Source organism: Bacillus sp. YKCMOAS1 (assembly GCF_030268125.1).
Classification (GTDB): Bacteria; Bacillota; Bacilli; order Bacillales; family Bacillaceae; genus Bacillus; species Bacillus safensis.
In genome coordinates this window covers 478683-494919 of record NZ_BSEI01000001.1, presented here as the reverse complement: position 1 = coordinate 494919, position 16237 = coordinate 478683, and the positions used below count along the sequence as shown (strand labels likewise).

The 16237-nt window shown below is 43.8% G+C and carries 15 protein-coding genes; 10 read left to right on the top strand and 5 right to left on the bottom strand.

Annotated features, from left to right (window positions below):
* Positions 1 to 118: 118 nt before the first annotated feature.
* The 5 genes from QSJ46_RS02520 to kduI all read right to left on the bottom strand — a co-directional run bounded on the left by QSJ46_RS02520 (position 119) and on the right by kduI (position 5542).
* Positions 119 to 1264, bottom strand: a complete 1146-nt coding sequence (locus QSJ46_RS02520) for a Ger(x)C family spore germination protein (protein ID WP_107162965.1) — start codon at positions 1262 to 1264, stop codon at positions 119 to 121.
* Entirely contained in the window at positions 1261 to 2361 is a 1101-nt protein-coding gene (locus QSJ46_RS02515; protein ID WP_285604236.1) for a GerAB/ArcD/ProY family transporter, read from the bottom strand. Before QSJ46_RS02515 ends, QSJ46_RS02520 begins: the two co-directional genes overlap by 4 nt.
* Before the next feature lie 3 nt (positions 2362 to 2364).
* Positions 2365 to 3831 (bottom strand): spore germination protein, encoded by a 1467-nt coding sequence (locus QSJ46_RS02510; protein ID WP_285604235.1) that lies wholly within the window; start codon positions 3829 to 3831, stop codon positions 2365 to 2367.
* Positions 3832 to 3935: 104 nt separating this feature from the next.
* A complete protein-coding gene (gene kduD, locus QSJ46_RS02505; protein WP_039181933.1) occupies positions 3936 to 4706 on the bottom strand; it encodes a 2-dehydro-3-deoxy-D-gluconate 5-dehydrogenase KduD in 771 nt (256 codons plus the stop codon).
* 8 nt (positions 4707 to 4714) lie between these two features.
* Positions 4715 to 5542 carry a 5-dehydro-4-deoxy-D-glucuronate isomerase gene (gene kduI / locus QSJ46_RS02500; RefSeq protein ID WP_285604234.1) on the bottom strand — a complete coding sequence of 276 codons (828 nt, stop codon included), beginning with the start codon at positions 5540 to 5542 and terminating at the stop codon, positions 4715 to 4717.
* 258 nt (positions 5543 to 5800) lie between these two features.
* On the opposite strand from kduI, the gene QSJ46_RS02495 reads away from it, so the two are divergent.
* The 10 genes from QSJ46_RS02495 (at position 5801) to QSJ46_RS02450 (ending at position 16195) form a co-directional block, all read left to right on the top strand.
* Complete coding sequence (locus tag QSJ46_RS02495; protein WP_039181927.1) at positions 5801 to 6811, top strand: LacI family DNA-binding transcriptional regulator; 1011 nt, start codon at positions 5801 to 5803, stop codon at positions 6809 to 6811.
* An 86-nt stretch (positions 6812 to 6897) separates the two neighbouring features.
* Positions 6898 to 7914 carry a sugar kinase gene (locus tag QSJ46_RS02490; protein ID WP_285604233.1) on the top strand — a complete coding sequence of 339 codons (1017 nt, stop codon included), beginning with the start codon at positions 6898 to 6900 and terminating at the stop codon, positions 7912 to 7914.
* The gene (locus QSJ46_RS02485) at positions 7886 to 8485 is read left to right on the top strand and encodes a bifunctional 4-hydroxy-2-oxoglutarate aldolase/2-dehydro-3-deoxy-phosphogluconate aldolase (RefSeq protein WP_269773656.1); all 600 of its coding nucleotides are present in this window, start codon (positions 7886 to 7888) and stop codon (positions 8483 to 8485) included. Before QSJ46_RS02490 ends, QSJ46_RS02485 begins: the two co-directional genes overlap by 29 nt.
* Before the next feature lie 119 nt (positions 8486 to 8604).
* The gene (locus QSJ46_RS02480) at positions 8605 to 9060 is read left to right on the top strand and encodes a GNAT family N-acetyltransferase (RefSeq protein WP_047201903.1); all 456 of its coding nucleotides are present in this window, start codon (positions 8605 to 8607) and stop codon (positions 9058 to 9060) included.
* Between the two features lie 69 nt (positions 9061 to 9129).
* Positions 9130 to 10131 carry a sugar-binding protein gene (locus QSJ46_RS02475; RefSeq protein ID WP_047201902.1) on the top strand — a complete coding sequence of 334 codons (1002 nt, stop codon included), beginning with the start codon at positions 9130 to 9132 and terminating at the stop codon, positions 10129 to 10131.
* On the top strand, positions 10128 to 11570 hold the full coding sequence (locus tag QSJ46_RS02470) for a sensor histidine kinase (RefSeq protein ID WP_224929644.1): 1443 nt from the start codon (positions 10128 to 10130) through the stop codon (positions 11568 to 11570). The genes QSJ46_RS02475 and QSJ46_RS02470 overlap by 4 nt, the downstream gene beginning before the upstream one ends.
* On the top strand, positions 11564 to 12982 hold the full coding sequence (locus QSJ46_RS02465; protein ID WP_285604232.1) for a response regulator: 1419 nt from the start codon (positions 11564 to 11566) through the stop codon (positions 12980 to 12982). The genes QSJ46_RS02470 and QSJ46_RS02465 overlap by 7 nt, the downstream gene beginning before the upstream one ends.
* Before the next feature lie 102 nt (positions 12983 to 13084).
* A complete protein-coding gene (locus QSJ46_RS02460) occupies positions 13085 to 14350 on the top strand; it encodes an ABC transporter substrate-binding protein (protein WP_047201899.1) in 1266 nt (421 codons plus the stop codon).
* 55 nt (positions 14351 to 14405) lie between these two features.
* Complete coding sequence (locus tag QSJ46_RS02455; protein ID WP_285604231.1) at positions 14406 to 15377, top strand: carbohydrate ABC transporter permease; 972 nt, start codon at positions 14406 to 14408, stop codon at positions 15375 to 15377.
* A complete protein-coding gene (locus tag QSJ46_RS02450) occupies positions 15374 to 16195 on the top strand; it encodes a carbohydrate ABC transporter permease (protein ID WP_039181910.1) in 822 nt (273 codons plus the stop codon). The genes QSJ46_RS02455 and QSJ46_RS02450 overlap by 4 nt, the downstream gene beginning before the upstream one ends.
* The last annotated feature ends 42 nt before the right edge of the window (positions 16196 to 16237 follow it).

Below are 16237 nucleotides of genomic sequence, written 5' to 3'. Positions count from 1 at the left end.
GGGCTGCAAAGGTTTTCTATCACGCTGAAAAGAAGACAAAGGGCTAAAATCAAGATCATTTTAGCCCTTTGTCAACAGTATGAGGGCGGCTCCCCATTGGGATAACCGCCTTTTGGCATTACCATTTAAAGCTTTTTGTTGCGCCTTCTGCACCAAAATTCAAGATGCTGACTTTGACATCGTATTCGATGGCTGCTTCTTGGAAGAGCCTATCCCACTCGGTACCATGCTGATCCCAATAGTCGGGATATTTCATACGGAACTGCTGGTTTAAAAATATGGGATCAACGCCGACTTCTTTTTGCACATGATTTACTGCTTGTTGAATGCGTTCTTTAATTTTATGAGCAAAGATACGCTCAAATCGTTTGATGTACTGCTCATCGAATGAGTTTTCAGGAGGATATTGATCCTCAGACAATTTTCCATTTGTTTGTATGCTAATTTTAAAGGATACCTTTCCGTCTTTCAGATAGGGCTTGACCTTGGTTTTTGCTTTTTTTATTTCATACGTGATCGGATAACCTTTGTAGGTGGCAGGTACAACGCCGCCAGTGATACGGCCCATTACCCAGTTTAAAGATTGGACATCTTTTGCTGGGATAAAACCAATCAGCTTTCTCGTTTTCCCATGTATGATTCCTGCCCCATCATAAATAATTTCACTGTTGATCACATCTACACTTTGTACGAGGAAGCTAACGCCCATCTGAAAGTAATCAGACGACCGGCCTATACGTGTTGGCGGTGCGATCTTCCCGTTAAAGCTTCGGTTTTTGGATGTTTCAAAGATATGCTCAACCGGTACCTTCTGTTGAGACTTTAACTTTTGATTGATGACTTTTGACGCATCTCCTCGTGACACGAGGAGATAGCTGCTGCGCCGAACCTCATCATCTCGAATAAAATGATTAAGTGTTCCTTGAATATCGTGATGCTCTGCTTGATTTCTGCCAAACAAGAAGATTTTCATGTGATCACTATAGATCGGCGGGTCCTTCAAGGCGACATTACTGACAGCCTCAAGCACATTTTTTCCTTTGGAGACAACATTCACATAGCCGGGAGAATCGGCTTCTTGTGTTCCACTTGATTTCGGTACAAGGTTTTGGTAGGTCAGCTTAACTCCATTGTCATCTTCCTCATCAATACCAACCCCGCGTACAAACGATAGTTTTTCAATATCCTTTAAGTCCCAGCAGCCTGCTGATAGAAGGAAAAGACAGCAGGAAAAAAAGAATAACAGTATACGCCTGCCTCTCATGTAGAACGACCTCCCCATTTTTTGCGTATCATCAGCAGGATAGCAGTAATAAAAGGAATGGCTAAAACCGCAAACAATGCGTAGCCGAGTAAAGTAGAGTAGTAAAAGACTTCGTTGATATTTCTAGGGAAAAGTGAGAGTGCTGATGTAATCAAAAATAACAGCCATAACAGTCTCGTTATATTGGTTGTTTTAAAAACAGTGAAGCAGCCTTTAATCGCAAACTGGAAAAAACCCAGCATACAAATGAACTGCTGGCACGTCCAGATCGTCAGTAAGAAAATATCAAATCGTTCGATAAACACCCCTTCAAGTTCAAGCGCTTGTATAAGAGAAACCGTCGGCCAAGTGAGAGATTTCGTTTCACCAACGGTCATGGAGCCAATCACTATAAAGAGTGTGAGGGAATATACAAGAGAAGTAATTCCAACCCCGATTGCAGCCGCCCATTTTGCCTTAGACCATTTGTCTTTATAAATGAGCGGGACAACAAACAAAATCACTTCAAAGCCTGTAAATTGAATAAAGGTTTGAGAGAAAAGGTTACTAAAATCTTTAAAACCATGCGCCATCACAGGGCGTAAATAATCAAAATCAAATATTTTTAAACAAAACAGCATGAGCGCTATGTAAATGACCATGGTGATCGGATAAATATAGGTCACCATTTTGACGACTGGAAAGATACCGCTTTTCAAATGATAGATCGCCACGAGTAAAAAAATCATCACAATCACGGTCATGGGAGTTGATTGCAGCAGGAAAAACTGAACCACTTCCCCAAGGACACGTGCCTCAAAGCCGACAATGCCTAGTAAATAGGCGATCAGCATTAAATTAAAGATTGTGCCAAAGAATGCGCCCGCTCCTTTTGTATTTGACTCGTAAATGGTGTCTGGTGCATTCTTTTCGGCAATCCAGCCCAACAAAAAAGCAACGAAAGCAAAGATGACGCCCTGTATTAATACAATGATCCAGCCATCAGGGAATCCTGAATTGGCAGAACTGCGTGGAATGGTTAAAATTCCAGCGCCTATCATTGTAGAACTGCACAGAATGGTGACTTGTAACAATGATAGCTTTTCAGGTCTGTACATCGTTTAATCTCCTTGTCTTCTGAGGTTTTTTATTTTTGCTGTTTTTGGTCTGGATTTAAATAGCCCGATTGGTAAACGGACGTACGTATCCTTTAAATCTGAAAACGGTGAAGACAACACAGGTGTGAAATAGTCAAAACCAAAGGTCTTTAACTGCATCAAGTGACAAAGCACAAATAAATAACACATGATTAAACCGTATAATCCAAACAATGCCGAACTAAAAATGGCCATAAACCGCAAAATACGCAGTGGGAAACTAAAGTCATATGACGGTGCCGTGAAGTCAGCCAGTGCGGTCAGCGACACAATAATCACCATTAAGGCACTGACGATATTGGCTTGAACAGCTGCCTGACCAATAATAACCCCGCCAATGAGCCCAATTGTCTGTCCAATGGCTCTTGGAAGCCGTAGTCCAGCTTCCCGCAGCAGCTCTATCGTAAAAGACATGAGAATGGCTTCGACAACAGGAGGGAAGGGAACATTCTGCCGGCTGCCTGCGATGGTGAGTGCCATTCTTGTCGGTAATAAACCGGGATGATAAGAGACAAGTGCAATGTAAAGCCCGGGTAAAAAAATCGTGAGCAGCACGGCAATATAACGAAGTAAACGCAAAAGAGTCGCGCTTGTCCACCTCTGATAATAATCCTCTGGTGATTGCATCAAAGCTGTAAGTGTCATAGGTAAAATGAGGGCAAAAGGAGTCCCATCGAGCAAAATAGAGACTTTGCCTTCAAGCACAGATGCAATCACCCGGTCAGGACGTTCTGTGTTTTGAATCTGTGGGAAAATGGAGATGTGACTGTCCTCAATCAACTGTTCAATATAGCCAGTTTCAGGGATGTCATCCATTTTGATTTCGGCCATGCGTGATAGAACATCTTCTACTAGTTTAGGATCAGCAATATCACGAACATACACAAGGGCAGCGGATTTTTTATTGCGAGTACCGATACTCACCTTTTGAATCACAAGATTTGGGTCGTTTGCTCGTTCACGGAGTAAAGCCGTGTTTTTTTCGAGATTCTCAATAAATCCGATCCGCGGTCCTCTTACAAGAACTTCAGATTGCGGCTCTTCTACTTCCCTAAATTGAAAAAGATTTGTATGGAGTGCAAGTGCTTGATCCGCTCCATCTACAAATAAAATAGCCTTGCCGCTATATAACTGCTCGATGGCAAGGTTCATATCATCCAGCACATCACTTTGAATGCCAAAGAACGTTTTTGAAAGGGAGGAAAGTGTAGTAGAACCAACCTCAGTGATGTCCAGTTCCTTTTGCATTGGTGAAATGATTTGCTTAGAAAGCATCTCAAATTCTGTGAGTCCTTCAACGTACACGAGACATGCAGAAATAGTGGAAGGACCAAATGAAAAAGAGTGGAACACGATATCATCACTTCTTCCGGCAAAGCTTTTGACACGCTTAATGACGGACGCTATATCTTGTTCAATGCGACTTTTCATAATACCTCACCCTCATCACATGTTTTTTTATAGAGTGACTCGGAAGGTGGAGAATTATGCAAATAGAAAAAAGAGAATCCCCGAATAGGAATTCTCTCGTCTTATTATCTCGCAAGCCAGCCGCCATCAACAGCTAAAATGTGGCCGTTCATATAATCAGAAGCTGGTGAGCTAAGGAAAACAGCAGCACCGGCTAGATCCTCAGGTTTTCCCCAGCGCCCGGCAGGGATTCGTTTCAGAATCTCTTCATTTCGATTTTCATCGTCACGAATGGCCTGTGTGTTATTGGTCGCAATATACCCAGGCGCAATCGCATTCACTTGAATATGCTGGCTCGCCCATTCGTTGGCAAAAGCTTTCGTCAGCCCTGCGACAGCATGCTTGCTTGCTGTATAAGCGGGGACAAAGACGCCGCCTTGAAACGATAGAAGGGAGGCGATATTGACGATTTTCCCTTGCCCGTTTTTCAGCATCTGCTGTCCAACCTTTTGCGTGAGGAAAAAGAGACTGTTGATATTCACATCCATGACCGTATGCCAATCTTCCTCTGAATAGTGAGCCGCCTGCTCTCTTTTAATGGTTCCAGCATTATTGATTAGAATATCAATCGTGTGCTTCTTTAATATGGCGTCGACATCCTGCTTTGCAGACTGAGGGTTAGAAAAGTCAACTTGAACCGCATGAAATGATCGGCCTGCCTGTTCGATAAGTGCCTTTGTTTCTTCAAGCGGTGTGTGATGATATGTGCCGATGATATCTGCGCCTGATTGGGCAAGCGCCACGGCAATACCTTGCCCAATACCGGTTCCAGGACCTGTTACAAGTGCTGTTTTTCCTTCAAGGGAAAAGAGGGACGCTGCATATGATGATGTCATCACTCTCGTTACCTCAGCTGATCCATTGGGACAAAGTCCATATCTTTGAACGTATAGTTTTCGCCCGCCATTGCCCAAATAAATGAATAATTCGCTGTACCTGAACCTGAATGAATGGACCAGGCAGGTGAAATGACTGCTTCCTCATTTGCCACAACAAGATGTCTTGTTTCAGATGGCTCCCCCATAAAATGAAAGACTCGTGCATCCTCTTCGATATCAAGATATAAGTACACTTCCATCCGGCGATCGTGAATATGAGCAGGCATCGTGTTCCACGTGTTATTGGTTTCCAGCTGAGTGATTCCCATCATGAGCTGACAGCTTTGGATGCCGTCTGCATGGATGACTTGATACAGGTTTCGTACATTGGAAGCAGCTGCTTCCCCTAAGTGGTTTGGTGTTAATTCAGCGATGGCTGCTTTTTGCGTAGGGTACGCTCTATGAGCCGTGGCTGAAACTAGATAGAACTTGGCCTCGTCGCCTGATGAACTAGCAAACTGTACATCTTTGTGACCAAGACCAATATATAAGAAATCTTTATGCTCCAGCACAAAGGCCTCACCATCAACAGTGACCTTTCCTTGTCCGCCGACATTCACAATCCCGATTTCACGTCTTTCAAGAAAATACTCCGTCCGTAAAAAGTCCCCAGCATCTAGTGTGATCGGCTCTGCTGCTGGCATGGCTCCGCCAATCACCACGCGGTCCTCATGTGAGTAATAAAGCTTTAATTCACCACTGACAAATAGCGTAGGAATATGAAAATGACGACGAAGTTCCTCTGTTGTAAAACGTTTGACCTGTTCAGGATGTACAGCATAACGATTTTCCATTTGGATAAGCCTCCCTTTCCATCTGAAACAAATATTGATATTTATTTGGTATCGGTTTCAAGGAAAATTCTAGAGGAAAAAGAGAGCGCCGTCAACCGTTTATTTGAAATCGCTTTCTTTTTCTCTAATTAAACGAATTTTTGCCATCATCAAGCAAAAAAATCTTCTGAAATGCAATTAATTATGATATGCTCTTTTTAAGTTTATTTGAAATCGGTACCGAACCAAATGAGAAGATCAATTGTGGGAGTTTTTTGAATGAAAGAGAAAAAGCAAACGAAAGTGACCATTAATGAAGTAGCAGCTTATGCAGGGGTCTCAAAATCAACTGTATCCAGATATATCAATGGCAGAACAAATGAAATTTCATCTGAAAAGGTAAAAAAAATCAAGAAGGCCATTGAGGAACTCCATTATCGTCCGAGTCAGCTTGCTCAAGGACTAAAAGTCAGAAAAAGCAAAGTCATTGGGTTTATTGTAGCCGACATTACGAATCCATTCTCTGTGGCAACACTTCGCGGAGTTGAAGAGATTTGTGATGAATATGGATACAGTATCATGGTGTGTAACACAGATAATCGTCCAGAAAAAGAACGGGAAATGCTCCTTAAACTGAATGCACATTATATTGAAGGGCTCATCATCAATACGACAGGACAGAACAATGACATTCTGGAGGAGTTTAAGAAAAACGGTGTGCCAATTGTTCTGGTGGACCGGAAGCTGCCTGAACTAAAAGTCGACACAGTGACCACGAACAACCGTGATATCACAATCCGGCTGCTTCAACAAATGTATGAGAAAGGCTATGATCACATCGCATTCTTTACTGAGCCCGTCGATGGAATCAGTCCTCGTGAAGAACGAAAGGAAGCATATGAACAGACAGCTTTGAGTAAACATAAGAAGCCAATCATTGCAGAAATTGATTTAAAGCAAAAGGAACAAATGCGCGAAGAGATTGTCCGTTTTCTACAATCAAACGAACAGAAAAAAGCGATTTTAGCAGGCAATGGATTACTCATGCTGAAGCTGATTAGTGAACTTGTAGAGCTTGGGATGAAGATTCCTGATGAGATAGGTATTGCAGGGTTTGATGATACAGAATGGTATAAGCTGATTGGACCTGGAATCACAACGGTTGCCCAGCCATCTCATGAAATGGGGAAAGCAGCCATGCAAAAAATCAAGACACGGCTTGAAGGGGATGAAAGTGCGCCCCAAACGATTCAGCTTGATGGTGAAATCATTGTAAGGAAATCTTTATAAATGATAGGCAGAGAAGAGTATACATACGTGCATGCTCTCTCTTTTTCAACTGATTTGAAACCGGTACCAAGAAAGGGGAGAAATGAGTGAAAGCATTGGATGCGGTCACATTTGGGGAATCAATGGCGATGTTTTATGCAAAGGAAGTTGGGGAGCTTCATCAAGTGCATACATTCCAAAAGGCGCTTGCTGGTGCAGAAAGTAACGTGGCTGTCGGTTTGGCGAGGCTGGGCTTTCATGTGGGCTGGATGAGCAAAGTCGGAGCAGATTCACTTGGCACATTTATTTTAGAAGAGCTTCAAAAAGAAGGGGTCGATACAAGTGCAGTGCTCCGTTCAAATGATGAGTCTCAAACGGGCATCTTACTTAAATCAAAAGTGATCGATGGAGACCCTGACGTCACGTATTATCGGAAAGGCTCTGCTGCGAGCACAATGAGTCCAAGCGACTTTCCCGCCACTTATTTCAAACAGGCAGGCCACCTTCATATGACTGGTATTCCGCCTGCCCTATCCAGTGAAATGAGAGCGTTTTCTATTCGTGCCCTTCAAGAAATGAAAGAAGCGGGCAAAACCATTTCATTTGATCCAAATCTTCGGCTTCAGCTATGGGAAGAGGAGGAGGACATGATTCAGACGGTGAATCAAATCGCCTCGCAAGTGGATTGGTTTTTTCCAGGGCTTGCAGAAGGGCAAAGGCTCACGGGTTGTCACGAGCCAGAAGAAATTGCAGATGTTTATTTGCAAAAAGGCGTCAAGTTAGTGGTCATTAAGCTAGGGGCAGAAGGTGCCTTTTATAAAAGTGCAGCCGGACAAGGAATTGTGAATGGCTTTTATGTGCAGGATGTCGTAGATACAGTTGGTGCTGGTGACGGATTTGCAGTGGGGGTCATCAGCGGCTTACTTGACGGCTTATCAAATGAAAAATCCGTGACAAGAGGCAATGCAGTCGGGGCACTGGCAGTGATGTCTCCTGGCGATAAGGATGGACTGCCTACCCGGGAGGAGCTTCAAGCTTTTATGAAAGAAGCCAAGCGATATCAAAGGCGGGATTATATGAAAGGGGATGAGAGATATGGGAAAGTCAGCAAGTTTGAGCGTTAAAAAGCAGCTCGCGTCTTGTAAGTTGATCGCAGTGGTGAGAGCGGGTAGTGAAAGAGAAGGCATTGAAATGATTGAGCGTTTAAAGAAAAAAGGGGTCCGTGCCATTGAAGTGACGTATACCACGCCAAATGCTGAACGCATCATCGCATCCTTTCAGCAGGAGCAAGACCTCATTGTAGGAGCGGGAACGATTACGACACTGGAGCAGGCACAATCAGCTGTTGAGGCAGGCTCACAGTTTATCGTCAGTCCAGGATATCTTCCTATGATTGGAGAACATCTCTCATTTTACGACACACTCTATGTACCAGGGGTTCTCACCCCAAGTGAAATCATGCAGGCGAAAGCAGATGGCTACGGCTTGCTCAAGCTTTTTCCAAGCGGCTCCTTCGGTTTATCCTATATGAAAAACCTGAAAGGTCCATTTCCAGAGATTGAATTTATTCCTACGGGTGGCATTCATCCAGCTGATGTTCCGAAGTGGCTTCAAGCAGGCGCGGTGGCTGTCGGTGTCGGAAGTCAGCTTGAAAACAGTACAGCAGAGGAATTACAAGCCGTTCTTTCCTCATAAATACTTGTAAACCGAACAAACAATTGGGTGTAGATGCCAGTTGTTTGTTCGGTTATCTGACATAACAGCAGATAACCATTCAACTCTTCACGTACAATGATTGTGAAGGAGTGATGGAAATGTATATTCTACAAGATGAACTTACGGATGGACGAATTGATCAGCTGATTACTGCACATATAGAAGAAATGAAGGTGCATTCGCCGCCCGAAAGCATTCATGCCCTTCCATTAACTGATTTAAAAAAACAGAATGTCACCGTGTGGAGTGTGCGAGATGGAGAGGAGCTTCTTGGCTGCGGAGCGTTAAAGGAGCTGTCAAGTGAACATGGGGAAATCAAATCGATGAGAACTGCAGCCCTCCATATGCGGAAAGGTGTAGCGAGGTATATGCTGAATCATCTTCTCCAAGAGGCAAAACGGCGCGGGTATACACGTGTCAGCTTAGAGACAGGGGCAATGGCTTTCTTTGAACCAGCAAGAAAACTATATGAAAGCGCTGGGTTTCAGTATTGCCCGCCTTTTGGTACATATCAAGAAGATCCAAACAGTTTATTTATGACAAAGGAATTATAGAGGTCGAGAGAGTATGCTTATAAGCAGCTCTTTTTTTTATGCGGAAATAGTGAAAAGGGGGAGGGTACGGTGAAATTATCTAAGTGGATCGGAATGAGCGCATTTCTCACATTTTGTGTGGTATCTGTCATTTTTTTAACGTTATTAGGTCAAGATTTATTTAAAATTGAAAGCGCTTCCGATAAAACGGCGTCAACGTATCAATACCATTTTGTCCTTGTACCGGAGGAACTTGATAACGAATATTGGCAGCTTGTACAAAAAGGAGCTGCTGATGCGGCAGACGTTCATCATGTGTATCTAGAATATTTGGGCCCAAAGCAAGCGGATGTAGACGATCATCTGAAAACCATCGATATGGCGATCGCTGGGCATGTTGATGGCATTATGACGCAGGGACTTGATGCGAAAAAATACAAACCGCTTTTTCAGAAGGCGAGGGAAAAAGGAATTGATGTCGTCACCGTCGATACGGATGCAGAAGGGAGCAAGCGTCAAGTGTATGTAGGAACGGACAATTACTATTCAGGCTTTATCGCAGGGCAGGCACTCATCGCAGATACAAAAGGTGAACAGTATGTAGGAATTGTCACAGGCAGGCTGGATGCCATTCATCAAAAGCTGCGCGTCAAAGGCTTTCGAGATGCCGTCTCCGCTGAAAAACGCATTCATATTGCTGGAATAGAAGAATCAGCCATTACGAAGTCAGGTGCCTCAGGTGCCGCTTATAAACTATTAAACGATCATGCGAAGCTCACCGCATTTTATGGCACAAGTGCATTAGATGGTGCAGGCATCATTCAAGCAATCGCACAGTACCAATCATCCACTGATTTTTATGTGCTTGCATTTGACACATTGCCTGATACGATTCAGGCGCTTGATGATGGAACGATTGATGCCGTGGTCGTGCAGCATCCTTATGAAATGGGCTATCAAGCGGTTGAATCGCTTGTTCGTTTGCAAAAAGGTGAAAAAGAAGAACCGCTTCAGTACACGGGAACGAGTGTGATCCGGCGCGGGGATCTGCCTCTTCAGCAAACAGACAGAAAGCAGGGGATGCAGCCATGAGAAAGATTCGAAGTAAGCTGTTATTGGCATTTTTAATCCTTGTGCTTCTTGGCAACGTAGCCGCTTTTTTTGTCTACTGGAGCAGTTCAAAAATCACATCAGAATATAGCAGGAGCTTCCGTTCTTTTCTGCTGCTCAATGATATATCGACAGAAGCGAAAACGATGTATGAAAAAGTCAATGCCTATGCCATTGAAAAGGATCGGAAGTTTGCTAAAGAATATCTTACGTCAAAACAGAAAATGAAATCCTACGATCAAGCGTTGCGAAAGGATGCCGGGCTTCATGCTGCGATTCCTTCTATTGAAAAATATCAATATATGATACGGACGCTCATCAATGAAAGTGATGCGACCATGACACATGTAAAAGAAGGGAAAATCGAAGAATATGCTGCAAGTGTGAAGGAAGTGAGAACCATCTCCTCCTATATACAAGAGCAGACGATGACCCTGCTTGATGATGAATTATCTGAATATCAAGTACTCTATCAATCTCTTCAAAAAAGGCATCATACCTATGCGCTCTTTACCTTGTGCCTGTTTACGTTATCAATCGGGGTCGCATTATGGATGGCTTATATGATTGCTGGCGGGATATCAAGACCCATCGTTCATCTGTCCCGAAGCGTAAAAGAAGTATCAGAAGGAAATTTTGATGGAGCGAATTTGCATGTCACCTCAAAGGATGAAATTTCTGTTTTAAATGAAGCCTTTCAGCGTATGCGGCAAGAGATGAAAATGATGATTGAAGAGATCAAACAAAAGGCAGCATTGGATCAAAAAATCAAAGACATGAAGCTAAAAACGCTGCAAAACCAAATGAACCCGCATTTTTTATTTAACACATTAAACATCGTTTCGCGGATGGCTTACTTAGAATCAGCGGAAGCCACATCGAGGTTGATTCAATCCGTTTCTACGCTGATGCGGTATTCGCTGTCTGCTCTGAGTACATCCGTTACATTGGAACAAGAAGTGAAAGTGGTAAAAGAGTATTTTCATATACAAGAAACGAGATTTGCCGATCGTATTACCTGCAAAACATCCATCGATGAGTCGTGTTTATCTGTACATATCCCAAGTCTCACCTTGCAGCCGCTTGTCGAAAATGCCTTCATTCATGGCGTCGAACCAAAGGAGGAAGAGGGACTTGTCGAGCTCTCGATCTATCAAGAAGGCGGCTATGTGATGATCCGGATTCGGGACAATGGGATGGGCATCAATGAATTGGAGAAAAGAAGATTGCTGTCAGAAAAAGCAGAGGAAGATCCGAACATCCTGAGTAAAGGCCACTCGACAGGAATTGGTCTTCGAAATGTGATGTCAAGACTACGTTTGTTTTATGGGGTGCAAGATGCCCTTCAAATTGATTCAAAGCCAAACGAAGGCACCACCATACAATTGGCTATTCCGATGAAGGAGGGACCGGCATGCTGAACGTACTGATTGTCGATGATGAAAAAATAGAACGACTAGCGATGCGGAAGTTCTTAACCGAATGGGTTCCAGAGTGTCATATAGCAGGAGAAGCGGAAAATGGAAAGAAGGCGGTTGAATTCGTGCGATCTGAGCCCATTCATCTTGTGCTCATGGATATCCAGATGCCTGGCATGGATGGACTGGCGGCGATCAAACAGATCAAAGCAAGCAGTCCTCATACAAAATTCATTATGCTGACAGCCTACGATACATTCGATTACGCCAAGCAAGCGATGCAAGAAGGGGTGAAACAATACCTGGTCAAACCAGCTGATAAAGACGAAACCATCGCAGCCATTCGATTTGTAGCAGCAGAAATAAAGCAGGAGGCGTCTCAGCGGCAGGCGGCAGCGGCCGATCAGCAGTCAAAGTGGCTTGAAGCCCATATCATGAACGGTCAATCCTATACCTCCATGGAGTTTCAACAACTATTTTCAGAATATGAAGCAGGTCTTATCATCGCGGTGCAGCGGACGGGCGGGGATCAGCTGTTGAACGATTTATTGAAATCTGCACAATTTCATACGGTGCCGATTCAGATGGGGGGTGAACTGTTTACATGCTTCATTTATAGTCAGCAAGGACCAGGTCAGCTTAAGGTAGAGGTGCTGCAAGCCATTCGAGCTGCCATGACAAACGGTCAGCCTTCACCTGTCGTTGGCATAGGGCACCCAGTCTCAAACCCGCTTCATCTTCAGAAAAGTGCAGCAGAGGCGAAGCTTTCCTATTATCAGCGAAAAAAGAGTGGCGGCGTTGTTCGTTATGGCTTTTACCAAACAGACATAAAGCCCGGTCCATTGATTCATCTGCCAGACCTTGCGGATAGCATGATGCAGGCGCTCGAGGAAGGGAGAAGAGAGGATGCGCTGGCTTTATTTGATGCCTTTCAATTAGAGGGGGCGACGATTTCACAAGTAAAGGAACTGCTGATTCTCTTCAAATCACGTCTCCGTACAGATCTATCGATATTGACAATCAGCACCGCAGCTGAATGCCGTCAGTGCTGTGAATACCTATTTGACGTGTACGAAGCGAGAACCCAGACTATCAATGACATTGAGCGGGCAAAACGTTACATCAAAACGCATTATTGTGAACAGATCACACTTGAGCAAACGGCCGCTTATGTTGATTTAAGTCCAACCTATTTCACAAAACGATTTAAAGACGAGGCGGGTCTGACATTTAAAGAGTATGTGACAAACTGCCGGCTAGATAAAATCAAAAAGCTCCTCAAAGACAGCTCGCTTAGCTTAAAAGAAATTACCTATCAAGCAGGATATACAGATCCTAATTACGTCAGCCGTGTGTTTAAGAAGATGGTTGGCTGTTCACCGAAGGAATATCGAAAACAGGTCGTAAAAAAATGAAGAATTTCATAAAAAAGTGAAGAAGTTTGCCTGAAAAAAAGCAAGGATCTTCCATTATACTTATTTTGATAACGCTTACAAAATAGGGATGGGGGATCAATTATGAAGGTCAAATTAGGCTTTACACTGCTTGCACTCTGTATGCTTATCGTCACTGCCTGCAGTTCATCGACGAACTCAGAGGCAAAAAAAGAAGGCGGAACGGAAAAGCTCGAGATTTTCTCTTGGTGGACAGGAGCGGGTGAGGAAGACGGGCTGAAGGCACTCATCCAATTGTTTGAAGAGAAAAATAAAGACATTCCAATTGAAAATGCAGCCGTCGCAGGTGGTGCTGGTACGAATGCAAAGGCTGTTCTGACTAGCCGTATGCAGGGGAATGATCCGCCTGCTACGTTTCAAGTGCATGGCGGGGCGGAGCTGAATGAGAGCTGGGTCGCGGCAGGCAAAATGGAGCCGCTGGATGATTTATATGAAAAAGAAGGCTGGAAAGACAAATTTCCAGAATCACTGATTGATCTTGTCAGCAAAGATGGAAAAATCTATTCCGTGCCAGTGAACATTCACAGGGGCAATGTGCTTTGGTATAACAAGAAGGTATTTGATGATGCAGGCTTAGAGCCGCCAGCGACATTTGATGAATTTTTCAAAACAGCAGATGCATTAAAGAAAAAAGGGATCACACCACTTGCGCTTGGAGATAAGGAGCCTTGGGCAGCGACTCATTTGTTTGAAAGTGTTTTGCTGGGTGTATTAGGTGCAGATGGTTATCAAAAACTTTGGGCTGGCGACATGAAAATGGATGACCCGAAAGTGAAGGAAGCGGCAGACATCTTTGGGCGCATGCTCGAATACGTCAATGATGATCACAGCTCACGTAACTGGCAGGATGCCTCACAGCTCGTGGCAAAAGGCGAAGCTGCAATGAATGTCATGGGTGACTGGGCGAAGGGGTACTTTGTGAATGATCTTGATTTGAAGGTGAATCAAGACTTTGGATACACGGCGACTCCTGAAACGGAAGGAAGCTTTATGGTGATCACCGATACATTTGGACTGCCAAAGGGTGTGAAACAGCCAGAAAACGTGAAGAAATTCTTATCTGTTTTAGGATCTGTGGAAGGACAGGATGCGTTTAATCCGCTAAAAGGGTCGATTCCAGCACGTGTGGATGCAGACGTATCAAAATATGATGAATACGGAAAATCGGCGATGAAGGCATTTAAAGAGTCAAAGCTGGCGCCGTCTCTTGCTCATGGCTCAGCTGCTGAAGAAGGGTTTGTGACGAAAGCGAATCAAGCCGTCAATATCTTCGTGACACAAAAAGACAGCAGCCAGTTTGTATCATCTTTAAAAGATGCAATGAAATAAAGACGAAAGAGGCGGCGGCTAGGCACCGCCTCTTTTTTAAAAGGAGTGTAGCTTCATGCGCATGGACACATCGCCGATGACAAAAACATCTATGCCCAAGGTCAAACGTATGCGGAAAAAATGGAATGGAGACCAGCTGTTGGCGCTGCTCTTTTTAGCCCCGTCAGCGGTTTTATTATTCATCTTTGTTTACGTCTTTATTGGCTGGACAGGATATGTGTCATTATCAAACTGGACCACGCTTGTTCCTGATTTCTCTTTTGCAGGTCTTCGCAATTATGCCATGCTGTTTCAAGATTTCCGCTTTCAGTCAGATCTTCGAAACACGGTCTTTTTTACTCTATTTTTTATTGGAGCTGTCATTGTCTCTGGTCTCGCACTTGCGATTTTACTAGATCAGAAGATCAAGGGGGAATCTCTTTTTCGGAATTTATTCTTCTTTCCGATGGCCCTTTCCTTCGTTGTCACAGGGGTTGTATGGCAATGGATTTTAAACCCGTCAACAGGGGTGAATTTATTTTTGAAAACGCTCGGTATCCAGCCTAAATGGTACACGGATACGAACATTTTGGCCGGATTTGTCTGGGGGAAAATTGAGTTTGGTGTACCTGCGGCCATGATTGCCGTCGTGATTGCAGCTGTTTGGCAAATGACAGGCTTCTCTCTGGCGATGTATTTGGCGGGTCTGCGAGGAATTCCAGAGGAAGTAAGAGAGGCTGCTAGAATGGATGGTGCATCGGAGTGGCAGATTTACTGGAAAATCATTTTTCCTCTTTTAAAACCGATTACTGCAAGTGTTGTTATCATCATGGCTCATATTTCATTAAAGATTTTCGATTTGATTTACTCGATGACAGGACCGGGTGCGAACTTTGTCACCGATGTCCCGGGCGTGTATATGTTTGAAATGACCTTTAGAGGAAACCATTATGCAGGTGGTGCCGCCATTGCGATTGTCATGCTGATCTCTGTTGCGGTCTTTATCGTGCCATACCTCCTGTCGAGCCGGAAGGGGGCTTCATCATGACAGCCAGATGGTTTGTCCGTCCAGTTCTTTATGCTTTATTGATTTTGTGCAGTCTATTTTTTTTAATGCCAGTTTATGTCATGCTCGTCACAAGCTTGAAGCCATTAGGTGAAGTCACCCTTGAACGAATGTGGTCGCTGCCATCTACAATCGATTTTTCAAGCTATCAGATCGCGTTTGAAAAGCTGGCGCCTAATTTAATGAATTCTCTTTATCTAGTCATTCCTGCTACTTTATTGTCCGCTGTTTTAGGTGCAATGAATGGCTATGTCCTATCAAAATGGCGTTTCAAAGGATCAGAAGTCGTCTTTACGCTGATGCTGTTTGGGATGTTTATTCCATATCAAAGTATTCTAATTCCACTTATTCAATTTTTGCGTGAAGTCGGATTGTATAATTCAATTCCAGGGCTTGTGCTTGTCCATGTCGTATACGGACTTCCGATCACAACGCTCATGTTCCGAAATTTCTATGTGAGCATCCCAGATGAAATGATTGAATCGGCGAAAATGGATGGCGCAGGGTTTATCGGGATTTTCAGATATATGATTCTTCCGCTTTCAATCACAGGATTTGTTGTGGTGGCCATTTGGCAGTTCACAAATGTGTGGAATGAATTTTTATTTGCAGTCACGATGACCACTGCGGAGCATCAGCCGGTGATGGTTGCCTTGCAAAATCTATCAGGCAGTCAAATTGTGCAATGGAACGTCCAAATGGCAGGGGCGATATTGGCTGCGCTGCCGACACTACTCGTCTATATTCTTCTTGGAAAATACTTTGTCAAAGGGCTTCTTGCAGGCTCTGTCAAAGGGTAAAACAATTTTGTGTTATCGTTTTCATTCGGTGTACTGAAAGGA